Origin of the sequence: Mucilaginibacter gossypii (assembly GCF_017569325.2) — a bacterium.
GTDB lineage: Bacteria > Bacteroidota > Bacteroidia > Sphingobacteriales > Sphingobacteriaceae > Mucilaginibacter > Mucilaginibacter gossypii.
The window spans coordinates 6,276,404-6,301,880 of the sequence record NZ_CP071878.2 but is presented as its reverse complement, the minus strand read 5'-3'; the positions used below and the strand labels follow the sequence as shown (position 1 = coordinate 6,301,880).

At 44.3% G+C, this 25,477-nt stretch carries 14 protein-coding genes; 4 read left to right on the top strand and 10 right to left on the bottom strand.

Going from position 1 to position 25,477, the window contains the following annotated elements; translation table 11 throughout:
* Positions 1–140: 140 nt before the first annotated feature.
* Positions 141–2,147, bottom strand: a complete 2,007-nt coding sequence (locus J3L18_RS26980; RefSeq protein ID WP_129571305.1) for an alginate lyase family protein — start codon at positions 2,145–2,147, stop codon at positions 141–143.
* Positions 2,148–2,661: 514 nt separating this feature from the next.
* Between J3L18_RS26980 and J3L18_RS26975 the strand changes: the two genes are divergently transcribed.
* The gene (locus J3L18_RS26975; RefSeq protein WP_189549434.1) at positions 2,662–4,662 is read left to right on the top strand and encodes a family 43 glycosylhydrolase; all 2,001 of its coding nucleotides are present in this window, start codon (positions 2,662–2,664) and stop codon (positions 4,660–4,662) included.
* Positions 4,663–4,796: 134 nt separating this feature from the next.
* Here J3L18_RS26975 and J3L18_RS26970 read toward each other — a convergent pair whose 3' ends face one another.
* The 8 genes from J3L18_RS26970 to J3L18_RS26935 form a co-directional block, all read right to left on the bottom strand.
* A complete protein-coding gene (locus J3L18_RS26970; RefSeq protein ID WP_129571303.1) occupies positions 4,797–5,867 on the bottom strand; it encodes a glycoside hydrolase family 43 protein in 1,071 nt (356 codons plus the stop codon).
* 172 nt (positions 5,868–6,039) lie between these two features.
* Positions 6,040–8,490 (bottom strand): glycoside hydrolase family 95 protein, encoded by a 2,451-nt coding sequence (locus J3L18_RS26965; protein WP_223266275.1) that lies wholly within the window; start codon positions 8,488–8,490, stop codon positions 6,040–6,042.
* A gap of 406 nt (positions 8,491–8,896) precedes the next feature.
* Positions 8,897–10,816 carry a RagB/SusD family nutrient uptake outer membrane protein gene (locus tag J3L18_RS26960; protein WP_129571302.1) on the bottom strand — a complete coding sequence of 640 codons (1,920 nt, stop codon included), beginning with the start codon at positions 10,814–10,816 and terminating at the stop codon, positions 8,897–8,899.
* Between the two features lie 10 nt (positions 10,817–10,826).
* Positions 10,827–13,889: a SusC/RagA family TonB-linked outer membrane protein gene (locus tag J3L18_RS26955; RefSeq protein WP_129571301.1), complete on the bottom strand. Its 3,063-nt coding sequence runs from the start codon at positions 13,887–13,889 to the stop codon at positions 10,827–10,829.
* 475 nt (positions 13,890–14,364) lie between these two features.
* Complete coding sequence (locus tag J3L18_RS26950) at positions 14,365–18,507, bottom strand: hybrid sensor histidine kinase/response regulator transcription factor (RefSeq protein ID WP_129571300.1); 4,143 nt, start codon at positions 18,505–18,507, stop codon at positions 14,365–14,367.
* 561 nt (positions 18,508–19,068) lie between these two features.
* On the bottom strand, positions 19,069–19,779 hold the full coding sequence (locus J3L18_RS26945; RefSeq protein WP_129571299.1) for an SDR family NAD(P)-dependent oxidoreductase: 711 nt from the start codon (positions 19,777–19,779) through the stop codon (positions 19,069–19,071).
* Positions 19,780–19,786: 7 nt separating this feature from the next.
* On the bottom strand, positions 19,787–20,500 hold the full coding sequence (locus J3L18_RS26940) for a DsbA family oxidoreductase (RefSeq protein WP_129571298.1): 714 nt from the start codon (positions 20,498–20,500) through the stop codon (positions 19,787–19,789).
* Positions 20,501–20,503: 3 nt separating this feature from the next.
* Positions 20,504–20,878: a DoxX family protein gene (locus J3L18_RS26935; RefSeq protein ID WP_091169623.1), complete on the bottom strand. Its 375-nt coding sequence runs from the start codon at positions 20,876–20,878 to the stop codon at positions 20,504–20,506.
* A 131-nt stretch (positions 20,879–21,009) separates the two neighbouring features.
* On the opposite strand from J3L18_RS26935, the gene J3L18_RS26930 reads away from it, so the two are divergent.
* Together J3L18_RS26930 and J3L18_RS26925 are read left to right on the top strand one after the other, a co-directional pair.
* On the top strand, positions 21,010–21,369 hold the full coding sequence (locus tag J3L18_RS26930) for a winged helix-turn-helix transcriptional regulator (RefSeq protein ID WP_091169620.1): 360 nt from the start codon (positions 21,010–21,012) through the stop codon (positions 21,367–21,369).
* 132 nt (positions 21,370–21,501) lie between these two features.
* Positions 21,502–21,675, top strand: a complete 174-nt coding sequence (locus J3L18_RS26925; protein ID WP_189549432.1) for a hypothetical protein — start codon at positions 21,502–21,504, stop codon at positions 21,673–21,675.
* A 369-nt stretch (positions 21,676–22,044) separates the two neighbouring features.
* Here the strand turns inward: J3L18_RS26925 and J3L18_RS26920 are convergent, their stop codons facing one another.
* A complete protein-coding gene (locus tag J3L18_RS26920; protein WP_129571297.1) occupies positions 22,045–23,208 on the bottom strand; it encodes an ATP-binding protein in 1,164 nt (387 codons plus the stop codon).
* A 182-nt stretch (positions 23,209–23,390) separates the two neighbouring features.
* On the opposite strand from J3L18_RS26920, the gene J3L18_RS26915 reads away from it, so the two are divergent.
* Positions 23,391–25,376, top strand: a complete 1,986-nt coding sequence (locus J3L18_RS26915) for a DEAD/DEAH box helicase (protein WP_223266274.1) — start codon at positions 23,391–23,393, stop codon at positions 25,374–25,376.
* Positions 25,377–25,477 lie beyond the last annotated feature (101 nt).

The window sequence follows — 25,477 nt, the reverse complement described above, 5'->3', positions numbered from 1 at the left end:
GGCTTTGTTCGCTCAGGCTAAATGGTTGATACGAATTTATGGGTATCAAAAAGAATATTGTTGTTCCAAATAGACTTTTTGTTATATAAACCCGACCTGACGATGTCAGCATTTCCGGCTATACTAACATTTTTAAAAGGTTATTCTAACCTAACCTGATCAAATTTAACCGTTGTAGATACCGCTTCAAGCCCTGAAAAAACAATTATGCCGGCTTCTGTCAGCGATAGGTTTTGTGCTACAGTCCCGATCAGTTGCCACTCTTTGCCATATGCGGAATAAAACGCGTTTACCTGGTTTTGTTCCTGAACCAACTTCAACCAGCAACCGCCTGTCATGCGGTTAAAAGATACAACAGGTTCTTTTACATTGAGCGTTGCTCCTGCCTGTGTTAAACTATCGCCCGGGTGAAGCCGAGCCGTACAGGTTACTACCCATTTGGGGGCCTCAAGTTGTTGCGAAACTTCTGGATATATCAGCAAATTTACCCCGGTCCCCTTTTCCTTCGCAGACTGCCTGAACGAAATGCCGAAACCGGTGAACTGCGAAGTCAACTGCGGCTGGTAATGAATGGCGAGCGTTTGATAAGGCACTAATTTGTGATGGATGTAGGTAGCCTGCTCTTCGTTTCCGGTAAATCCCATCCCGGTACCTTCAACAGTAAAACCAGATTCCAATGACCGTGCTTGTCCTTTTTTTGATTTGGGGTCGAGATCGGTAACCGACCATCCTGCGGGCAATCCCGCTGTAACAGCAGCAGGATAGGCGTCCCTACTTTTACCTTTATTATTCACCGCCGATACGGTATACACGTACTTGCGCCCCGAGGCTACATTTTTATCCTGAAACTGTGCATTGATAACCCTGGAGGAGATTATCTTAAACTTTCCTTTCCTGTTGACTGCCCTTTTAACCTGATAAAAAATGGCTCCCCGTACCGGTACCCACGTCAATTGAATGGACCCATTCCCGGGCACGGCCGTCAATCCCGACGGTGTGCAGGGCGTAATGGTTGCATAGGGATCAATAGTTTGTATACTGCGTGAGTACAATAAAGTACCAAAGCCAATATGGTCTGCACCCGGTGTACCCTGCGGTTCCGGCCGTACCTTTTCGGCAGCTTTCTGCGTAAAAGTGGCCGTTTTATTCGCCCGGTGAACATAGTGATTAAATACCTCTTCATAAACCGCACGCAGTTTGCCGCGCCCTTCTGTAGCTATCTGAGCATGCAAATATTTTCCGGTCCGGTCCATTGCGGGCAAATAAGGAACATCCTCCCCCAAGTTATATTTCGCGGTATACTCGAAGCCCCTGAGCAGGCGATCATTGAGTATACCGTAAAGGTTTAGTCCCTGTTGCCACGCTATCTCGGCGCAATCGGCAAGATGCGCAATACCTAATTGCGTATGCGACTGGTCTCTTCCGCTTTCCTGGCACTGTCCTTCTTCATTAATAATATAATTGGGCAGGCTGCCGTTGCCTTCGCCGTATTGATAGTAAACAATCGCACGTTCAAACATTGGCCGGTCATTGCAGAATACTGCTATGGCCATCATTGTTTTTAGTGCAGCTGAATCCCAGTTGCCGTTAGCAAAAGGTGCAAAATCTTTAATAACCGGATAAATCACTTCTTTAAAGTGCTTCTCAGCCTGCTTAATTTTGACAGTTGCCCAGTTTGAATTGGTATAGCGCAAAATTTCCGCGGCATTAACCATTTTGAACGGTCCAAGACCGGCCATTAATACGGCGTCACGGCCTGTTATGGATTTTAATGTTGATGCCCAGGCATCAACAATTTGTTTTGCTTTTTCCGCATAACGTTGATCGGCTGTTATGGTCCACATGATGGCGTTCTGATAGGCAGCATTGGCGTCAGCATCATAAACACCCTGGCCCACGGTAGGATTTCGGCCAACCATCTCCATTGGCCCCTGCATTTTATAATCGAACTGCGACTGGCGATTCTCTTTTAATTCATTATAGCCCGTAAAAATGGGCTCAATGCGCATGGCAACGCCGTTTTTTATTCTGGCCAGGTCTTCGCGGCTTTGAAGCAGCCCCGGATGGACAAACTGTTGTGCTGTTGAAGTTTGAAAGCAAAACAACAGCGCTGAAGCATTAATAAGATACCTGACAACTGTTTTCATAAACGTGTCTTAAATAATTAAAATTGAATATTTTTTTAATTCGTCGAAAATTTAAACCAACCGGCCCTGCGGATATTACAAAAGGCCCGGTAATACGCCAATTGTGCCTAATGTTTATCATTTGTTATAGTCATTATAAGTGACAAATCGGACGCCTTGCACACGTTCAGCCCGGAAGATACTCACCATATCACCAGGAAAGCGCACAGTACAATTCTTAACAATTTTTTATAAAAAAGGCACATACAGGAAAGACACTTTTTACCTTTTTTTATACTCATTACTATTGCCGCAATGACTTAAAAATGGAACAATAACCTTGTTTTGATAATTCGGCACCTTTGATAGTGTTATCTAAAGTCTAACGACAATATGGATAATCAGCTATTCGAAATTTGCAACAAGCGTTATCAATATGGCGGTTTTGCACATTCGTTGTACGATTAGTTACATACAGGACATCCGGGCGAATGCTGTAATCATATTTTTAGGTTTTATATTCATTTGTACACTGATGACTTTCAAATCCATTATTTCCCGTTGTAGTTTAATAGTTGTTTGTTCTTTCTTCTGGTATCATGGCGCTATGGCCCAGTTCAATAAGGTAGAAGATATCAAGCCGGCCCCTTACCCCCAGGATGCAGCAACCCTGGTTAGAACTTATGTCAATCCGGTGCTCGCCGGGGATCATCCGGATCCGACACTCTTAAAGGTTGGCGATGACTTTTACATGTGCGGCTCCAGTTTTCATTTCGTCCCTAACTTACCGATTCTTCATTCCAAAGACCTGTTGCATTGGGAGCTCATTTCAAGGGTTGTGCCCGCGGATTGGGATGAGTTAAAGTCCGGGGCGCCGGGTGCCGGCATTTGGCAAGGCGCAATAACCTATTTTTATGGCGTTTATCGTATTTATTTTTCAAACAGCGCAGGGGGCGGGCAATACATGTCAAGCGCCACGAAACCGTCGGGGCCATGGTCTGCGCCTGAAAAAGTTAAAACAACCCCGGATACAGGGCCTATCGGCTACGATAATTCTATTTTCGTAGATGACGACGGCACACCTTACATGATCATTAAAGCCAGTCAGACAGCTAACCGCATACAGCAGATCGATCGTTCCGGCCACCTGACAGGCAAATTGATTAACCTGGACTGGATCAATCATGACAAGAAATATAGCTGGGCTGAGGGCCCTGTGATGTGTAAGAGGGAGGGCTGGTATTATTACTTCATGGCTGGTGATGTTACAGGCGGGCAGTATGTACTTCGTTCAAGATCACTTACTGCGGATTCAGCGAAATGGGAGAACCTTGGAAAAATATTCGCATTTTCAAAAGATCCGGATAACAGGTTCAGATCAGTCAATCATATGTCGTCCCCATTTCGGTTAAGTGACGGTACCTGGTGGTGTATCGCGCAAAGTTATGATGCGCCCAAAGGGGATGACTGGAGCGGCCAGGGAAGGCAGGACCTGATTTTGCAGGTTCAGTGGACAGCCGACGGCCGTCCGTTTGTTCCTTATCCCTCAGATATGCCCCTTACACGTCCAAATCTTACAAATAACGGCCTGGCCTGGCGCTTACCGAGGTCGGATGAATTTTCAAGTTCAAATTTGTCGTTGTATTGGCATTTTTTCAACAAGAACGCTGCGCAACAGTATTCAGTCACTGACAATAAAGGCTGGCTTAGGCTTAAGCCGAAAATTGGCAGGACCCACATTCTGCAAAAAGAGGCGGGACATTATTATTCGCTCGTTACGCGGGTAAGGCTGAATGCCCTGGCATCGGGGCAAGAGGCGGGGATTTACCTTGCTTCCGGCAATGAATCGGTAAACGTGCGTCTTTGTACGGGGTTTGAAGAAGGCAGAAAAATATTCAATTTCGCGATGGGCAGCCAGTCGTTCAGCACAGAAAACAAAATTGGGGAAAGCGTATGGCTGAAGCTGGAGCGAAAAGCGCATGAGCTAACCGGTTACTACAGTTCTGATGGTCTGCAATGGCATCAAATCGGTACGGTCATCAATGCAAGTGAACTGGACAAAGCCCAGCCTAATTTTAATTCGTGGGTAGGTACCAGCCTGGGCCTTTTTGCTGAAGGCAGGGAAGCGGATTTCGATCTTTTCGTTTATAAAGACGGTTATTCGGAGCAGCCTTTAGCAGGCGCCAATAATTATTGGGGCGTTACGTTATCTCAGGTTGATGGCGCTATCTTAAATAATGATGCCGGAGGTTGGGTGATGTTGGGCGGAGTGGATATGGGGAGAGGGGCAAACAAAGCAACCAATATTTCTTTGACCGCCGCGGCGCTTAGTAACGGCAGCGTTGAAATATGGATCGATGACCTAAACAAAGACGGCAGGAGAATCGCGGTTATACCGGTTAAAAGTACAGGCTCATTGAATAAATGGTCGGCCATATCTGCAAAGATACCCGCCATTGCCGGTCAGCATGATCTATATGTCAAGATAAAAGGATCTAAGAATGCTTTGGCAATAAGATCATTATTGTTTAAATAAGCTGCCCCAAACTAATTAATCATAAAGGCAGGCGTTCTCAGTGCTTTCCGATTGCCATCCATGGGCGGAAAAAAGATAATAAATTAATTAGCTACGGTCTTTAGTTTAATTGAAGGCCGTAGCTAATTCTAAATTTATTTTGATTTAAACGGGTCAATCAGGGCAATACTGCCGTCTGAACGATGGTAAAGCGGCGTTACCTTAACATTTCTCAGGTGTGTCTTGCCGGAGATTTCCGTGTCGTGGTAAAACAGGTACCATTTTCCTTTAAACTCTACGATAGAATGGTGCGTGGTCCAGCCCTGCACCGGTTTCAAAAATATTCCTTTATAGCGGAAGGGGCCGAATGGCTTATCACTTGTAGCGTATGCCAGGTAATGCGTGTCACCTGTAGAGTAGGTGAAATAGTATTTGTCTTTAAATTTATGCATCCAGGGCCCTTCAAAAAAACGCCTGTCATGGTCTTTTCCCAGCAGCGGGCGCCCGCTCTCGTCCAGGATAATAACATCCTTCACCGGCCCCTCAAATTGCTTCATATCCGAACTTAGCCTGACCACTTTACAGCTGAGCGCCGGGGCATCATCGTTCTGAAGGTCGGTTTTGGAACCGTTGGGCTGGTATTTACCCGTGGCCCATTGCTGTAACTGACCTCCCCAGATACCGCCAAAATACATATAACTTTGGCCATCCGAATCTGTATAAACCGCCGGATCTATACTAAAACTGCCTTCAATTGGCTGTGGTTCGGCTTTAAAAGGCCCGGCGGGATTTTTGGAAGTAGCAACGCCAATACGGAAAACATCTTGTTTATCCTTCACCGGGAAGTAAAGGTAGTATACGCCATTTTTGTAAGCACAATCCGGCGCCCATAGCTGCCTTCCCGCCCAGGGGATATTTTTTATATCGAGGGCTACCCCGTGATCGGCTACCGCCCCGTTGATATGATCGAGCGAAAGGATATGATAATCCCTCATCGCAAAGTGATCGCCGCTGCCGTTGTCGGTTACGGCTGTGTCAATGTCATGAGAAGGGTAAATATAAATTTTACCATTGAAAACATGTGCGGAGGGATCTGCGGTATAAATCGATCTGATGAGGGGAGGAGATAAAAATGTTTGTTTTTCTTTTGTTTGGGCGGCGGCCTGACTTACGGTGAAAACCGCCGCCATGAGTGTGCAGATAAGTTTAAATTGGGTTTGTTTCATCTTTATTAATATTGTTTTCCAAAGGCCAGCAGGCAGGGCATTTATACTTCGATGTTTAAATTGACGGGGCTGGATAGCCCGGTTTGTCCGGCATTTTTTTATCATATCGACGGCCAATTGCCTGTTATAGGCTTATAGCGGAATGGCTACTACAACTCATCTTATTAATTGCCTAAATAATGCGGTATGTTTTACCTGCCAGGGTTGGAAGATCATATAAATAACTTTTCGGGAGTTTTAGGCTTAAATCTTTATCGTTTTTTTTGATAATGGGTTGCGCGATGTCGGTGATGCGATAGAATCCATTGCTGTTAACCCCGGTCGCTTTTTTTAACATCCGGTTGTTCAGCAGTTCGTTAACACGCAGCCGGCAATTCCCGCCAAGGGCCGAATGTATAACGAGTTTTGTTAGGTGACGGCCTGACCATGCCAGGTCTATCTTGAATCCGCCACGGGCCATCAGCCCGTTTACACTGCCTTTATTCCAGTCGTCGGGCATAGCAGGCAGCAGATAGATTGCAGCATCATGGCTTTGCATCAACATTTCGGTGATCCCCGAAGTGCAGCCAAAATTGCCGTCAATCTGAAAGGGGGGATGTGCATCAAATAAATTGGGATAAGTGCCGCCGGATCCGGTCATGACCGGTTTTATCTGGTCTTTGATTAGCTTGTAAGCGTGATTGCCATCCAATAACCGGGCCCACAAATTAATCTTCCAGGCCATTGACCAGCCGGTAGATACGTCACCACGGTATACCAATGAATTTTTGGCCGCGGCAAATAATTCCGGATGTATAAAAGGAGAGATCTGGTTCCCCGGGAAAAGTCCGTAAAGGTGCGATACGTGGCGGTGATTGTCAGTTGGCCGGTCAAGGTCGTCCAGCCACTCCTGCAATTGCCCGTACCGGCCCACCTGCATTGGCGGCAATTTTTCGCGCAGCACTTTCAGCGAATCGGCAAATGTTTTGTCCGTATTCAGGTCTGCCGCAGCATATATAACATCTGTAAATAAGCCATATACCAATTGGTTATCTATCGTGGTTCCGGCAGCAACCGACACCTCATGGCTCCCGGTTATATATTCGTGCTCGGGCGAAACAGACGGGCTTACGACGAGCCAGCCATGATCCGGTTCTTTTTGCAGCACATCAACGAAATAAGTAGCGGCACCTCTCATTACCGGGTAATATTGCTTCAGAAATTTTTTATCTCCCGTGAAAAGATAATGTTCCCACAGATGCTGGCATAGCCAGGCATTTGCGGTTGGCCATAAACCCCAGAATGCGCCGTCCACTATACCGGTAATCCGCCAGATGTCTGTATTATGATGAAGCATCCAGCCCCTTGCCCCATACATCTGCCTGGCTGTCGCCTTACCGGTTACGGAAACATCTTTGATGAGGTTAAATAAAGGCGTGCCCAGCTCAGACAGCTGGGTGGCCTCAGCCGGCCAATAGTTCATTTCAGTATTGATATTGACGGTATACTTACTATCCCACGGGCCTTTCAGTTCCCCGTTCCATATGCCCTGGAGGTTGGCCGGTTGTGATCCCGGTTGTGACGAACAGATCAGCAGGTAACGCCCGAATTGAAAATACAGTTCGGCCAGTTGGGCGTCGTTGTTACCTGCAAAGTTTTGTATCCGCACATCTGTGGGCAGCTTGATCGCGTTTGTCACGCCCAGGTCCAGTTTTATCCGGTTAAAGTACGACTGATAAAACCTGATATTAGATTGGCGCAGGGTATTAAACGGTTTGGTACAGGCAGCCTGCATATCGTTGCGGGCCCGCCCAGGCGCGTTTCCTGACAGGTTGTGATAGTTGATGAAATTAGTGCCGATGGAGAGATAAATAGTCGCCGTGTCTGCATGAGCGATGGTCATCCCGGAAGTATCCGTTTGTATCGTGCCCCCATGATTTTTTGCACGGGCGATCATATTAAACCTAACCTGGCCTTTTTGATTTTCGTGATCGCTGCTTTTACCTGAAAGAACGATTTCCTGATTAGCTGCGGTAATCTCTTGTACAAGCGGGCTCTGGAGCCTTACCTTGCAATTGATCATTCCCGGTTTATCAGCACTCAGGCGCACCAGTAACACATGTTCTTTGAAAGACGTAAAGTATTCCCGCTTATACTGAACACCTCCCCAGCTGTACCGTACTGTGGCTGTAGCATGTTCGATATCCAGGTCGCGGTAATAATTGCTGACGTCCGTTTGGCCGGGAAAATTGATATACAAATTGCCGGCGAGTTGATAGGGCATGCCGCTGTTGCCTTTCGGGCCGAGATATTTATTGGCAGCCGCCTGCGCCTCCAGGTATTTTTTTTGCGCTAAAAGCACGCGTACTTCTTCAATATGAGGCTTAGCGGCCGAATCAATGTTGTTGTTGGGGGCGCCTCCCCAGATGGTAGATTCGTTGAGCTGGATGCGTTCCTGCTGTACCCCACCAAAGATCATTCCGCCGATAAAACCATTCCCTATCGGCAGTGCCTCATTCCAGTTGGTGGCGGGCCTGGTGTACCATAACCTATAACGCAGATCCCGAAGAGCGGATTGATTGTTTTGCCCCCAGGCGACGGCACAAAAAAGGCCTGCAATTATTGCTAAAAATATCTTTTTCAATTTTATCAGTTTAGTTATGACAGGGTATACAAGTCCGTGCCGGTTTGCAAGTCAGTTTATTGGCTATAGTATAAGTCGCTTTCTAAAGTACAGTTGCTTTGCTTTTATAATATATTGATTATTAGCCCTATGAAAAATGTTTTATCACCCGGATTAATTATCACGATTGATTTTTGAAAACGCTCCGTTTTAAAGAAAACAGGAATCGCCGAATAGGCCTGCGCAATACAATATTACAAATGTTAAAATGTAAAGCTGCATTACGCTGTATAAATTGTCCCTCAAACACGAGAAAGATCATTGTATAATTTATGCAAATGCTGTGCGCTAAGCATTACCGAACGGAAGAAATTAAGAGGCTGTTCACAATTGAACAGCCTCATTAAAAAATCATTATTTCTCCAGCTTAGTAGCCCGGGTTCTGGTAGGCAGCCTTATCAGCAGCGCTCATAACCAATGCATCTATTTGCCCTTGGGGAATAGGGCGAAGATAGAGATGTGAGTCGATAGAACGTGTAACTTTAACCGGCGTATGGTCTCCAAAGGTGGTTCCTGCAATTGTAAAGGAAGCAGCAAGTTCCCCCCACTTTTGTGTCCGTACCAGATCGAACCAGCGGCCGCCTTCTGCATAAAATTCCCGGGAACGCTCCGCTAATACATAGTTCATGTCGATAATTGCGGGCGTAGCCGCCATCATAGCCTGGCTATCGTCTTCAATCTTTACTACATTACCATTATTATTGAAACGCCACTTGCCTGCGCGTGCCCGCAGCACGTTAACGAGTTCACGTGCGGATTTTCCTGGTTTAACAGTGGCGCCTTTAACTGCTGCCTCTGCTGCGATCAGGTATAGCTCCGAGAATTTTGCAATTGGATAAGGACGCGTACTACCGGCATTTGGCTGTCCCAAACCTGTGCCGTTATCTGTACGATACGGCCCCAGTTTCCAGAGTCCCGGATAAATTATCCGGCTTATATCGCCAGGGTTGACCACCCAATCTGATCTACCTGGCAGCAGTCCGGCACCAACATTCCCGTTTCCTTTGGCATACACTACGTTCGGATCGTCATTATCCAGGAACGAGAGTATCGCGCCCCCCTGTGCAACGGGCAAGCCGTTGGCATTGGCTAAGGTCTGGGCCGTATTTCCGCCCTTTTGCCAGTTTCCGCGATATACGGTTGTGAAAGTTCCGTCATATCGCGAATCGTTCACTTTATCAGCGAAAGTGTTTTTCAGTACTTCAACAGTAGGGGCCATACGAACCCAGGGCCGACCCAAATGTTGATCTGCCTCACGCAGAACAGAGTTCACCCCGCCACTGATTATGTTGGGATAGTTCCAGGTCATCATCCAGCCGGCAAAGTTATCCGGAGCGCCGCCGCTTCCGTAGGTCAAACTCGAACCGTTATATTTTTCACTGCTTTGAGTATGGTCTGCATAAAGCACCATTTCGCTGTTACGGTCGTTTGTTCCAACATTCACATCGTAAAATGTTGGCTGTAATTTGAACGGGCCCGGATTATCAATCGCGGTGGTGGCGATATCGTAGGCGTTTTGAAAATACCACGCGGCATCGTGTCCATTGGGATCTGTCCGGTTACTTGCGGGGTAGGTCGGGATACTATTGGGATTTTGCAACCACCATGCATAAGTTAAATAGGCTTTAGACAGGAAAAGGCGAGCTGCCGTTTTGGTCAGTCCGCCGGTTACCCGGCCGGTTTCCGGCAGATCATTGATCGCCTGCAGCAGATCCGGGAAAATCGCCTTTGTATAAACTTCGGGCACGGTATTACGCACTGACGTCCTTGAAGGCGTGATATTAAATTTCAACGCTCCCGAACCCAGATCAAGCGGTACGCCGCCGTAGGACTGCACCAGCAAAAAATAATCAAATGCCCTGAAGAAGCGGGCCTCAGCAATCAGAGCGCTGGAAATCCCCACGGCACTGGCGTTTTCGATTACACCGCTGGCAGTGTTGATGTCTGTAAAAGACTCGCCCCATATGATACTGGTAGGATAACTGGTTGAAGATATGATACCGACGCCTGAGCAATCCAGGTCTTTGAAGTTTCCGTCGGCGCTCTGACCCCATGTAGCTTCATCGGTACCGGTAACACCCGAATTATAGTAATAAGCCTGCCCGTAAATATTACGCAGGTGCGCGTACATGGCTGTTAATCCACCATTAACACCCTGTACCGTTTTAAAATATTCCGGGGTGAAGGAGGAACGCGGTTGCTCATCAAGCACTTTTTTACATCCCGTAGATAAGACCGTTAGCAAAAGCGTGGATTTTATGACGCTTTTTATCTTTAAAGTTTTCATGTTGATAATGTTAAAATGTCAAATTCAATCCAAGTACATAGTTCGTGGTCGAAGGGGCATTGCTGCCGACTGTCAGGAATCGTCTTAGACTGTTTGACAGGGGCACAGCCGCGTTTTCATTACCATAAGAGTTTGGTTCAGGATCCATCCCGGACTCTTTATGATAAGGCGAGAAAAATACAAATGGATTTTGCACGGTGAAATAAGTGCGCAGGCGCATATTCGCGTGCTTTGAGAGCAACTTGCTGAAATCATAGCCAAGCGTCATTGTCCGGATTTTGAGATAGGATGCATCAAAGTAACCGAGCGTACTGCCATATTTCGGATTATCGCCACTCAGGATGCCGCCTGGTTTCGGGTATTTTGCTCCTGTGTTATCAGGCGTCCAGTAATCTTCCTGAACGTTATTACTGCGGCCTGTCATCAGGTTCAGATAGCCCCCGGAGCCGTACAGGCTACTGATGAGCGTGCCCCCTTTCTTAAAGGCACCTACAACACTAAAATCAAAGCCTTTATAGGCCACACGCGTATTAAAGCCGCCTTCGAATTTAGGATCAACATCGATGATCTGACGATCGGCGGCCCCGATAGCCCTTGTTGGCTGGCCGTTGGCGTCATAAGTTCCGGTATACAACACTTTGATCATGCCCACATTTCCGCCCGGTTCAAGGGTGCTCAGGTAAGGGTCGCCTGACTGCCACAATCCGATTTTCTTATAATCGTATATGGCGTTTATATTATGGCCTACGAACCAGGCGTTGCCTTCATCACGTGTCTGACCTGAAGCAAGCGTCACAAGTTTATTCCTGTTTCCATAGATATTAATACCCAAATCCCAGGTAAACCCGTTTTTATTGATGAGCGTACCATTCAAACTTAACTCAAGCCCCTTGTTCTGAGTCCGCCCAACGTTTGCTGTATAACTTCCAACCCCTGCGGTAGGCGGCAGCCCTACGCCCAGTAAGATGTCGTTTGTGTTTGTAACATAATATTCAACAGTACCTGATAAGCGATGTTTAAACAAAGAAAAGTCTATTCCATAGTTCCATGTCTTGGAATATTCCCAACCTAAAGTTGGACTTGGAAGCTGGGTTACATAATAGCCCGTCGCATAGTTTGTGTCGCCGAAATTATACTGACGCGTACCCAAAGTACCTAATGTCTGATAAGCGTTTACTGCCTGGTTTGAGGTTTGCCCAAAGCCCGCGCGCAGTTTCAAATTATCTATGACCGAAATGCCTTTCATGAAAGACTCGTTCATGATATTCCAGCCTGCTGAAACCGCAGGATAAGTGTGCCATTTATGACCTGGAGCTAAACGGGAAGAGGCATCCGAGCGCACGGTGGCAGACAGCAGGAAGCGGTCATCGTATGAATACATCACACGCCCCATGTAGGACATCAGGCCGCTCTGGCTGTAGTTGCCGTTGCCGATTGTGATTTCGCCGGTTGCTGCACCCAAATTATAAAACTGGAAAGCATCAGCTGGAATATCTTTGGCCGACATGCTGGAAGAATTGTACCTGGTTTGCTCGGTAGAATACAGGGCCACGACATTTATGTTATGCTTTTGGGCGAAAGTATGGTCGTAGGTCAGCAAATTTTCAACCGCCCAGTGATATTGGGCTGAGTTGCTTACGCCCGCTGTTGACGGCGTTGTAGGCGTGGCACTACCAATCCCAACTCCGGTATAATTGCCGTTGTTGCTTTGCACATAATCGAGACCAAGGTTTACCCTGTATTTCAGGCCTTCCACCCACGGAATTTTTACTTCGCCATAAACGGAGTTGTATGTGGCGTAATTTCTTGTTTCGTTGAGCCATTGATCGTGGAGGTTATTGATGATGCCTTTGGTCAACACGAAACTTTCAGACAGTGGCGTTTTAACCGTTCTTTTCAGGCTTCCGTCCGCATTATAGGGATTGGCAAGGGGCGAAAGTCCCAAAACACTGCCAACGCCAACCTGGCTGCCTTCAGTAAGGTTATAGTTATTGTTAGTGGTAAAGCCAACTTTAACGTATTTGCCTACATTCTGGTCCACTGATCCTCTCATGGAGTAGCGGGTATATTGCTGCGTGGGAATAAGGCCCTGATTTTTATAATAGCCGCCGCCGAAATTATATGTACCCGTTTGGCTGCCTCCGGAAACACCTACGTCATTACTGAAAACCATACCGCTTCTGTAAAAAAGCTTCTGCCAGTCGGTATTAACGTCGTCAGCTTCGTCTACGGCGTTAGTGTACAGGCCTGCCGCTTTACGTAGTTTTAAAAATTCGGGACCGGTCATCATCGGGTACCTGGCGAAAAGTTTTTGCTCCCCATAATAGGCGTTATAGGTAATTTTAGCGGCTCCTCCCACCTGGCCCCTATTCGTGGTAATAAGTACAACGCCATTTGCTCCCCTCGAGCCGTAAATAGCTGTGGCGGAAGCATCCTTAAGAATATCGATACTTTTAACGTCGTTAGGGTTAATATCTCCAAGAGAGCCGGTAAAAGGGATACCGTCAAGTACGATCAAGGGGTCATTGCTTGCAGTAAGCGACCGTTGGCCCCTGATCAGGATCTGCATCGTTGCACCTGGTTTTGTAGAAGTTTGAGAAACCTCTACGCCGGGTAACCTGCCTTGTATAGCCTGGCTGATATTAGGCGCGGGAATATCACGGATCCGTTCGCCGCTGAGCGACGCAACTGAACCCGTTACAGCTTCCCGCCTTTGGCTACCATAGCCAATAACGATCACATCGTTAAGGCTGTTACTGCTTTGGCTAAGACGAATGGATAAATGGGATTGCCCGTTAATCTGGATTTCCTGGTCGGCATAACCAATAAAAGTCACAATAAGTACCTTCTCAGTTGGAGGAACAGTTATGGTGAAATTGCCGGCAACATCGGTTACTGATGTTGCTTTAGCTGTTTTTGCCCTAACGGTAGCGCCCGGTAAAGGCAGACCCTTCTCATCGACTACGGTACCGTTTATTTTCCTGCCTTGCCCAAATGCTGTAAGGCTGGAAAGCAAAACCGCCAGCAGCAGCAAGAATGGTTTCTTTTGAATAGTTTGTAATGATTTTTTCATAATTCAGGTTTAAAAAAATTGAAGTTTTTGTGCCATGGAGCAATTCGCCCAGGTTTGAGTTTAATATGCTTCCCGTCCGGGCCCCTAATCAGGTTTTTCATTTTATAGTTTGTTAAATCACAACGGTAACTTTATTATGATCAGCTTCGCAATCGATTGCGAAATTGATGGTGACATAATGCGGATCTTAATCCGGACGATATCAAATAAATCAGAATGTTTTTTTTAGTTTATAAATTGTATATGGCGGCAGGAATGCCCTCATAGCTATGCCGAAGATCATCGCTTTAAAGGGATTAGGGTAGGACAAATCGCAAAATTCGTGATACATTTGTTCAATGATGCCATTATGGGTGGTTTCTGCAGTGTTGCCGAATTACTTTGCCTTGAGAGTCTGACCACCCGAATATCCGGAATGTTGCTTCCGATACATGTGCCGTTGTGTAAAAAGATGGCTGCGGAGCTATAGGACGCCTTAAATTGCAGGAGTGGCCTTGTTTTTAGACATATTCCTTTTGATGATCATGTACTCCGACGGTAACATGCCGAAGCGTGTTTTAAAGATCCGCGAAAAATAACTGGGTGTGCCGAAGCCTGTGATATAGGCGATCTGAGCTACATTATAATCACTGATTTCCAGCAACTGGGCTGCTTTGTCAAGTTTGACGTTGCGGATGTACTCCACCGGGGTTTGCCCCGTAATTTCCAGAAGTTTGTAATAAAGTGATCCCCTGCTCATGCCCACATGCCGGCTCAGTTCTTCAACTGACAGCCCCGGCTCACTTAATTGATCTTCTATATATTTCATGATCGAATTTAAAAGCTTTACGTCGGCCGACTCCATTTCAACCTGAGGGCTAACCATCTGTATTTGCCTGGAATATGTGTCCTTTAGATTTTTGTTCAGATCGAGAAGGTTATCGATCTTGGTTTGCAGGATTTGGAAATTGAAAGGCTTCGTAAGATAATCATTAGCGCCTGTTTTGAGACCTTTTAACTGATGCTCTTCCCCGGTTGTTGCCGTTAATAATATTACAGGGGTATGGCAGGTACGCTTATCGGCTTTAATTTTTTTGCTCAACTCAATCCCATCCATGTGGGGCATGTTGATATCACTGACAACCAGGTTAACATGGGCGCCAAGTGTTTTTTGCCATCCTTCTTTACCGTGGGCCGCCTCAATAATATGATAGTATTTTTTCAAGTGATCCGACAAATAAGAGCGGAATTCGTCATTGTCCTCTACCAATAGTACAGTTGGCTTTAGTTCAGGATTTTCACTGCCGGCCTGCTTGTCTTTAGCGTTTTCTCTATTAGAAACGGGAGGTGTTTCGCAGGTACCGGCCTCCACCGCAGCGGTGAGCGGAAGCCTGACCAAAAAGCTTGTTCCCTGTCCGGCTATACTTTCCGCCTGAATGGTGCCGCCGTGAAGTTCTACAAATTCTTTGGTTATGGAGAGGCCTATGCCGGTACCCTGGTTGACTATTGCACTGCTTTGGCGCGATTGATAAAAGCGTTCAAATATTTTTTCGAGATCATCGGCCTGTATACCAATTCCGGTATCAGTAACCTTAAGCAGCAGGCCCTTGCTTAACAACGAATTCTTTTCAGCCCGGGCGCTTACAGAAACTACCCCGCCGGCAGGGGTGAATTTAAATGCGTTAGACAACAAGTTGAAAATAACCCGCTCCAGTTTATCCGGGTCAAAGTAGGCCCGCACCTCTTCCTGTTGCACATCAACCTCCAGTGTAACCTGTTTTTTTAAAGCAAGATCCTGAAATGCTTCGCACGACTCGCTGATAAAAGACATAATCTCTCCCGCCGAAAGGTTGAGCTTCAACTTTTGCTCTTCCATTTTACGAAAGTCGAGCAACTGGTTGACCAGGTTGAGTAACCTGCGGCCATTTCTATTGATCATTTTCAGATCCTCGATGTCATTCCCCGGAACAGATTTTTCGAGCAGTTTTTCGACCGGGGCCAGGATCAGCGACACCGGGGTTCGAAACTCGTGGCTTAGATCCGTTAAAAACTTTATTTTCAGCAAGTCCAGCTCATGCAAACGTTCAGCTTCCCGCCTTTCCTGTTCAATAAGCTGACTAACTTGAAGTTTCTCCTGGGCCTGCTCAAATTGCCTCCGGATCTTCTGAATACCACGTCTCCTTATGAAAAACAAAGCCGATCCTAAAATAACCACGTAAGCAATATAGGCATAAACTGTTCGCCAAAACGGAGGCAATATAGTCATCCTGATCGTCGTCACCGGGTTATTCCAGTGGTTTTCATCTTTACTGGCCATCACCTCAAAACTGTATGTCCCGGGATCAATATTGGTATAGCTGGCTGTCCGAATATTTTGAACATAATTCCAGGCTTTATCAAAACCTTTTAGCCGATAAGCATATAAATTCTGTTTAGGAGATGTATAATCCAGTGCCACATAGCCAATGGAAAAATTTTGGCCATATTTCAAAGTGATTTCTTTTGCGGTACTGATATGCTCATGAATCGGTGACTCATTTCCCGGATTTACTATCGCATTATCAACGGTTAAATTGCTTAGAATTACCCGTCCGGGACGAGAGACAACCGGTAATCTCGATGGATTAAAAAAATTAAAGCCGTCCTGACCTCCAAAATAAAGATTGCCGTCCCTGGTTTTTATTCCTGAGCCTGAAGAAAAAGCTCCTTGCTGTACGCCGTTTTCGTTAGTGAAATTGCGGAAAACCCTTCTTTTGTAATCAAACGAACTGATTCCGCGATCTGTGCTTAACCACAGGAAACCTTTATCGTCTTGCAAAATTGATTTTACGAAGGAATTAGCCAGGCCCTGATCTTCACCGTAAGAAATGAATTTTTTTTGATTTTCGTCGAAGTAGCTAATCCCCTGTTTGGTGCCAGACCAAACACTGCCGTCATTGGTTACAAATAAGTTCAGTACAACGTCGTCGGCCAGTGCCGAATTTTTTTTATTGTAATGCGTCCACTTTTGATGCTCAGTATCAAGCACTACGATTCCAGTTCCCATCGAAGCAATCCACATGCGCCCGTCCCGGCCCGGAATAACAGAAGAAATAAAACCGTTGATGGGTAAACTCCGGCTCTGGCCGCCGGCGCCGTTTTGACTTGTGAGATGTGAAAATGAATGGCTATTTTCATCATATATATCTATTCCCCGACCCAGTGTACCTATCCAAATTCTGCCACTCGCGTCGGCGTTAATACAAGTAATATCATTGCTACAAATTCCATGACCATTGCCGTCAGCTGTATATTGTACATATCTATGAGTAGCGGTGTCGATTCGGAAAAGCCCGTTATGGTAAGTTCCCGCCCACAAGTTTCCTTTCCTATCGATATAAAGTGATGTTACGGCCAGTGAGCTTCCGCGGCGTTTCAACTTACTTTGTATATCATACGAATGCAAAAGACCTGTCTTTTTGTTGAGCAAGCCAATACCTGCGTCGGTCCCTACAAAAATGTCACCGCTGCTGCATTCCGCGAAAGCGGTTACAAGCGGCGATTTTAAACCGAGAGGATCGAAAGGGTCACTTTTCTTGTGATTGAAGAGTGCAAGATGAGGGTCGTATTTTCCGATCCCTTCGGTAAAAGTTCCAACCCAATATATACCTGCAGGGTCAATAAATATGCTGCGTATGGAATTGCTTTTCAGGCTGCCCGCATTCCTGGGATCTGCGGTTAATTGCTGAAAAACCTTCAGTTGAGGATCGAATAAATTGACCCCACCCTCTGTTCCGATCCAGATCTTTCCGTCTTTAGCCAGGCACATCGTGAAAATTGCGTTATTGTCCAGACCCAGGGGCGATTGATTGCCAGAACGAAAAATTTCAAAATGCCCGTCGTCTATCCACTTGTTCAGCCCGTCGTACGTACCAAACCAAATGCTGCCTTTTCTATCTTCACTGATTGCTTTAACCGTGTTATTACTTAACACGTACCTGTCCTGCTCATTGTGCGAAAACCTTTTGAAGGAATTTGATGACCATTCATACAGGTATAACCCATAATTGGTACCAACCCACATCCGCTGTCGACTATCTTCGAACAAAGAGAGCACGACAAACGCGCCCGCGTCCTTTTTATCAGGTTCCGGAATCTTAACAGGCGTAATTCTGCCGGTTTTCGGATCGATTATCCGGAGGTCTTCATAGGTGCCTACCCATAATTTGCCCTGGTGGTCCTGGCAAATAGCCCTGACTGATATGTCTGAAATTTCTGGCCAGGAACCGTCTCCCCTGAAAGGCTCGAATCGATCAAACTTGCGGTTGTAATAAGAAAGCCCCCCTCCGCTGGTACCAACCCATATCCGCCCACTTTTATCTTCAAACATTGACAAAACTTCGTTGGAAGGAATACTATTACCAGATGCGCCATGCCTGTAAATAACGAAATTACTGCCATCGAATTTGTTAAGCCCGTTTCCCGTTCCAAACCACATCAATCCAAACCGGTCTTTTATAATGGTATTTACGGTATTCGAAGACAATCCTTCTTTTATTGTAATAGATGTAAAGTTTATAGCAGCCTGTCCATAAATTTGAGATGGGACATACAAAAAGAGCAGGCATGTCAATATATAACAGCTTTTAAACTTAAGCATGATTAAAACTTGATGAATAGTCACTCGCAGCAACCAATAAAGGCTTCAGTAATTTATTTTAATTGGTGTTGTTTTGACAAATATAACCCGGTTGATGCAAATATCATTGTTAATTTATGACTATATGGTATTTCCAGGCTTATCCTCAAAGATTTCGTCCTTTTATCAGGCGGCAGCGGGTCTTATTCGCCATCATTTTGGGGATATCCCAGACTGTTTAAAAACGTATGTAAAAAAAGAAAATCCGCCGATTTCGTGCGAAACTCGGCGGATTTTGCGGAAAAGATGTGGAGATCGGATTATTCAGGGCCTCAAAAACAACTCCCAAACACGGTTTTTGGGCTCTGAGAGTAGTTTTTTATTCCCTCATTTTCGTGGATTTGACTGACTTTTGATTGTCTTTACTATCAACACAAAACGGTGCCCTCAAGCGCAAGGAACATAATGGCCAAGACCTCAGAAATATCCATATATTTGATCTAATCGAACGCGAAAAACTTTTATTCGATTTCATTTGCGTGGATCTGCTTCAACGCTGATAGTCAAAACTCCGCCGCCAAATTAAGGCAACATGATTTCTGCAACATTGCGTTGGTTATAAAGATTCCAATGCGCTTCTGCCACCTCTGCTGCTGTTATCGTTGGCATTCCATCCGGAAAATCCCCTTTGTGTTTACCCTCGCTTACAACCAAAGCACCAATTGACACAATACCAGCAAAAATGCCGTCCTCTTTCAGGTCCATGTTGAGCAACCGCGCATAATTTAATAAAGCGCCTGCGGCAACGCCGAAGCTGGCGGTTCTGTTTACTGGATGCTGGGCGGAGGACGCAGTAGTAAACAAGACGCTACCGTCTTTCCTTTCCAGCATTTGTGGGAGTACAACCTGCACGGCAGTTATTGCAGCGAGTACCTGGTAGTCGAGATGATATTGTTCATTTGCTATATCTATATTCCGGGCAGTCCGCATACTTTCCCAGGTGGGGGTCGGACTGAATTCCAATATATCAATTGCTCCGTAATGGTGGATAACCTCTTGCAGCGCGCTGGTCAACTGCCCCCGGTCTAATATATCGGCCTGGAAAGTTGCAGCCTCAATGCCTTTTTTTAACAGATCGTCTTTCAGCGCATTTAGTTTTTCCTCATTTCTCGCAAGCAGCGCAACATTGTAGCCTTCAATTCCGAATTTTTCTGCCACGGCAAATCCTACACCCGGACCCGCACCCACAATGGCTATTGTTTTTTTCATCTTTATTCTTTTTTGTTTTTTCATTGATCAGTTAATTTGTACAGTCATTACCGGGCGCACAGGTATCACCCTGTCTAACATGGATCAGGCCGGGGTTGTCCTTCTTCCATTCAGTGTAAGCAGTTTGCAGTACTTTAAGAATTTCAGTACCAGGCTGAGCGCCAGCGATGGCATATTTGCGATCTATTACAAAGAAAGGAACCCCTTTTGCCCCCAGCCTGGATGCTTCTGCACCGTCTGCTTCCACCTGATGTTGAAAAACAGGATTGGAGAGGGCTTCTTTTACCCCTGTAGCCGTCAGGCCTATACTGATTCCAAGTTCTGTTAGAACCGCATCATCAGAAAGATTCTTGCCCTCTGTGAAATAGGCATAAAACAGTCGTTCTTCTGCTTTTTCTCCCAGTCCCTTTGTTTTTGCCATTTGGATAATACGATGCGCTTTCAGCGAGTTAGTGACAAGCATTTTATCGAACTGATAGTCAAGACCTGCATTCTCAGCCATCCTTGCTACCTGTTCATGCATGGCAACTGACTGGTCATAGCTGATCCCTTTACGTGCAGCCACAAACTGGTACATGTTTTCCTGATACCGCGGCACTTCCGGCATGGCAGGGTCAAGCCGGAAACTTTTCCATTCCACCTCTATATCATCCCTGTCAGGAAATTTTGCCAGGGCAGCTTCAAAATTTCTCTTGCCGATATAACAAAACGGGCACATCACATCGCTCCAGATCTCTATTTTCATTTTTCAGCGTTTTGCGGTCACCGGATAGTTTAGTTTTCTGAAATAATAGTAGGATACACATAGTATGGCAAACGGGATCAGCGGTGCTGTACCTTTTGCAGGGCCATCAGCAAGCCAGTGCCCCAGGCTTGCGGAAAGCAGCAATATTCCGAAAGCGACATAAGCCCATTCTTTGAACATAACGGGTACGGCGGGGATGAGGATAATTATGGCGCCAACGATCTTACAGATGTCTAATTCCAGACCAAAATAAACCGGGAAGCCAAGTCTGTGTATGGACTCTATTAAATACGCTTTTGGGGCAAAATAGGACGGCAGCACAATCAGCGCCATGGCGATAATGATAACTATCCAATAAATTCTTTTTTCTTTCTGCATGGTTCAAATATTTACGGCACAAAATTATTTTGAAGTAACTTTATAAATGTTATCTGTTACCCTTTGGAAACCGGTTTCCTCTATGAAACTAAGCCGCTAACCATAAATCGACCATCGTAATTTTGCAGTATATGAATACAAAAAAGCAAGCCCCGGAAATACCTGATTGTAAAGAGCAATTGATTGCGATAAAGGATACGATGATCTTATTATCGGGGAAATGGAAAATTCAGATTATCGGATGGCTTCTGCTATATGGCAAGGTGCGGTTTATGGATCTGCTGCGTGGAATAGATGGTATTGCTGCCAAAATGCTTTCTAAAGAGTTACAGGAACTGGAGCAAAATCAAATAGTAGTCCGGACCGTGATGCCTACGAAGCCGATAACGGTGGAATATGAGTTAACAGAACATGGTAAGACTTTAAGCGGAGTAATTGAAGCTATTTCGGCCTGGGGAGTTACGCACCGTAAATTCCTGTTTAAAAAATAAGCTAAACAGGAATTCTATTATGCATACTGACGCCAACTAAGTTGAAACCCTTAGGATCCTTTCCGCTTTGTCGAGCATAAGCCCATTTTGCGGCAAATACCTAAAATACGCAAGACCTCTTCATCTCTATTAATGGTTACAAAGATCAACGCCGAAAGTGCTTTGTCGGTTTATCATTTAGACGCGTTGATTGGTTACCTTGAACAATTGGCCTTAAGCCTTCTGGAGCAACCTCTTGCATGCTTTTTTCATGAAGAACTTTTCAGAAAGCTTTATCTAAGCGATTTTAGCCTGTTTTGGTGGTGAATATGACGTAATTTTTGAAAAAAAAATTTCTTGAATAAGCCCCCAAACAACCTGATAAAGCACAAAAAAAGCATTTACAAATCGTAAATGCTTGATTATCAAGTGGAGAATATCGGATTATTCAATACCTCCAAAACAACACTCAAACGCTGTTTTTGAGGCTCTGAGAGGTTTTTTTTGTTATGCATTTTCGTGTTTTTGGCTGACTTTTGTCAGAGTTTCTTCGAGATAAAAACGATTAAAATCGCAGTTTTTAATACTGTAAAAGCGGTTTTTGAAGATCGTTCAAAAAAAGTCTTTCACCAGATTAAGAATTATTTTCAATTTTTCACCGTTTTTGAGTGTGTTTTTTTATGAAAAAATGACCTATTAACCGGAAATATTTTGCCAACTTATGACGTGATACTTTGTTCTCTTTTCATTTTCAGGTCCACCATAAATCAGCGTCTTATTTACCTTTGCAGGAGCTGCAATTTCTTCAAACCGATCCATTTCCTTAAACAAAGCGGTACTTATAGTTTGTGTTGCCTTTATCTCAAAAATGGAAAATTTTTGACCCTCTTTCATTAGCAGATCAACCTCATGAGCATTACTATCCTGCCAAAAATAATAATCCTGATGCAGGTATAAATGGTGGTTCTGTTTTTGATATTCCGCCAGGATCATGTTTTCAAATATGTGCCCTTTCAATCTATTTTCTTCCAGTTCTTCGGTAGTTCTTGTTCCCAATAAGTGATTTAAAAGGCCAGTATCATAAAAATATAATTTAGGACTTTTAATCAACCGCTTATTAAAGTTTTGATGGTAAGGCTGCAAAAGAAATACAATGTAGCTACTTTCAAGTATAGACAGCCAGGCTTTGGCGGTGTTATGTGAAATATCGCACTCATTAGCCAAGGCACTAAAATTCAGTAATTGCCCCGCACGACCAGCACACAAACCTAAGAAGGTACGAAATAGCTTAAGGTCCCTTATGTTCATTAATTCTGTCACATCTTTTTCAATGTATGTCTGAATATAATTAGCATAAAAAATAGCCGGATCAATATCCCTGTCAAATATGGCCGGATAAAATCCTTTGATGCTTGCCTGCGTGTATGAATTTTCTAATAAACCTGTTCGTTTTAACTCCGTAAAATCTAACGGCAGTAATTTGAATAAAGCAACCCGGCCTGCCAGAGTTTGTGTAATATTATTTAACAGATGGAAATTTTGAGAACCTGATAAGATATATTGCCCCATCATTTTAGATTCGTCAACCCTGCCTTGTATATAAGAAAACAGTTCCGGCACCCGTTGCACCTCGTCAAGGATAACTTTCTGGTCATACTGATTTAGAAAACCAATCGGGTCATCCAAAGCAAACGAGCGGGTATTGGGGTTTTCAAGACTTACATAGCGGTAATCACTGAACAACTCTTTCAACAAAGTAGTCTTACCTGATTGTCTTGGTCCGGTAACAGCCAATACCGGAAATTTGCTTTTTTGAGCCTTTATAATAGGCGAAATTTGTCTTTGAATAAATTTGCTCATAGCTATAAATCTAAGTAAAGGTAAGAATTACTTACAATTTACATGGGTTAAAATTACAAAATACATAAGGATTACTTACGATTTGCATGAATAAAGTAACGCATCATACTTTTGTATGTAATCCGATTTACTATCTGAAAATAATGGGTATTAATTAGTTTCATAAATTTGGAGAAAGCTAAATGAAAGATGACCGATTAAATTTATACAAGTCCCTATTCAAAGGCAGGGAAGATGTATTTGCATTAAGATGGGAAAAAGGTGGTAAAAGCAGCTATATGCCAGCTTACAATTTTGATCCCCACCGATATAGGTTGCATCAAATGAAAGGCGGTACTTTTCAAACCTTTACTGATAAAACATATCAATCGTTAACAGATGACCATTTAATAAAACACCTTAAAGGCGAACAGGTTATCGGCTTGTACCCATTGTTACAAGATAACACTTCCTGGTTCATTGCGGCAGATTTTGACGAGGCGAATTGGATTGAAGAATGCAGAACATTTATTAAAATTTGTGAGGAATATGATATACCAGCTTACTTAGAACGCTCACGTTCCGGCAAAGGCGGTCACGTTTGGATGTTTTTTGAAGCGCCTTATGAAGCATTCAGAAGCAGAAAGATAATGATGACGTTGTTGCAGAAAGCAGGTTTAATTTCTGTATTCGATAAAAACTCAAGCTTCGACCGGCTTTTCCCCAACCAGGATTATCATTCAAAAAAAGGATTAGGCAACCTTATTGCTTTGCCTTTAAATAAAACGAGTTTGAGTAATGGCAATAGCTGTTTCATTGATCCCGAAACCTTACAGTCATTTGATGACCAATGGGCTTTTTTAAAAACAATCAATAGGATCACTACAAGCCAACTCAATTATATTTATAAAGAGCAAACAAATCAAGATGAAATTTCTACAGGACTATTTCGAAACGAACAACCCATTACGGGAAAGTTGGCAATTGTGTTGCGTAACGAAATTCATATCAGCCGTATAGGTTTACCTGCCTCACTTGTTGCTTTTCTAAAAGAAGAGCTAAACTTTGCCAACAATGAGTATCAGGTAAAAAAGAACATCAACAAAAACACATTCGGTGTAAAGCGTTATTTTAAATTGGTTAACGAAACGTCAGAATCGATTTCAGTTCCAAGAGGTTTTATTGGAAGGTTGTTGCGTTTCTGTAAAGAGCAACAAATTGAGTATGTTCTTCAAGATCAAAGGAAAAAAGCAGAACCTGTTAATTTCAAAGGCTCAATAACACTACGGGAGTATCAATTACCCGCGCAGCAAGCGGTTTCTAAAAAGGATTTTGGAGTTATAGTTGCTCCACCCGGCTCTGGTAAAACGGTTTTAAGTTTAGCTATCATAAAAGATAAACAGCAACCGGCACTCATTTTAGTTCACCGTAAGCAGTTGGCCGATCAGTGGATAGAACGAATAGAATCTTTCCTGGGTATCCCTAAGGAAAATATTGGTCGCATCGGTCAGGGAAAAAAAAGGCCTGGTAAGCATATTACTGTTGCCATGGTCCAAAGTATGGAAAAAGCATTGGAATCAACAGAGGCTATGGAACTAATGAATGCTTTTGGTACCATTATCATTGATGAATGCCACCATATACCGGCGGAAACCTATCAGCGGGTTATTGGGAAACTGAATAGTTATTATATGTATGGGCTTACAGCTACACCATTCAGAAAATACAACGATGGCAAATTGATATTTATCCACTTGGGTGAGATAATCCATGAAGTTAAAGCGCCGGAGGTACAAAATCAAACGGGTACGCAGATCATCCTCAAAGATACTGACCTGTTTGTGCCGTTTAATACCAAAACAGATAAGTTCGAAACACTTTTTAAGATTTTGATCCATGATTCAACACGGAATCAACTCATTTTAAATGATGTAGTTTCACAGCTAAATGCTGGTAAGAAAGCTGTTATCATCACAGAGCGGAAAGAGCATATTACCTCCCTACAACAATATTTAAAACAACATTACGACACCATTGCGTTGAGTGGTGAGGATTCCGACTTAAGTAAAAAATCCAAATGGTTAGCTATAAATAAAGGCGATTTCCAGGTATTGATCACAACAGGCCAGTATTTTGGCGAAGGAACTGATATTCAAAACATAGAATGTTTATTCTTAGAAGCTGTTTAAAAACGGGTGAAAGAAAATGTTATGTGTTGAAAAGTTGATAAAAAGGCCATCGCTGATAGCTTGAATAAATACTAATTGTGAATAACCACAAACCCAATTAG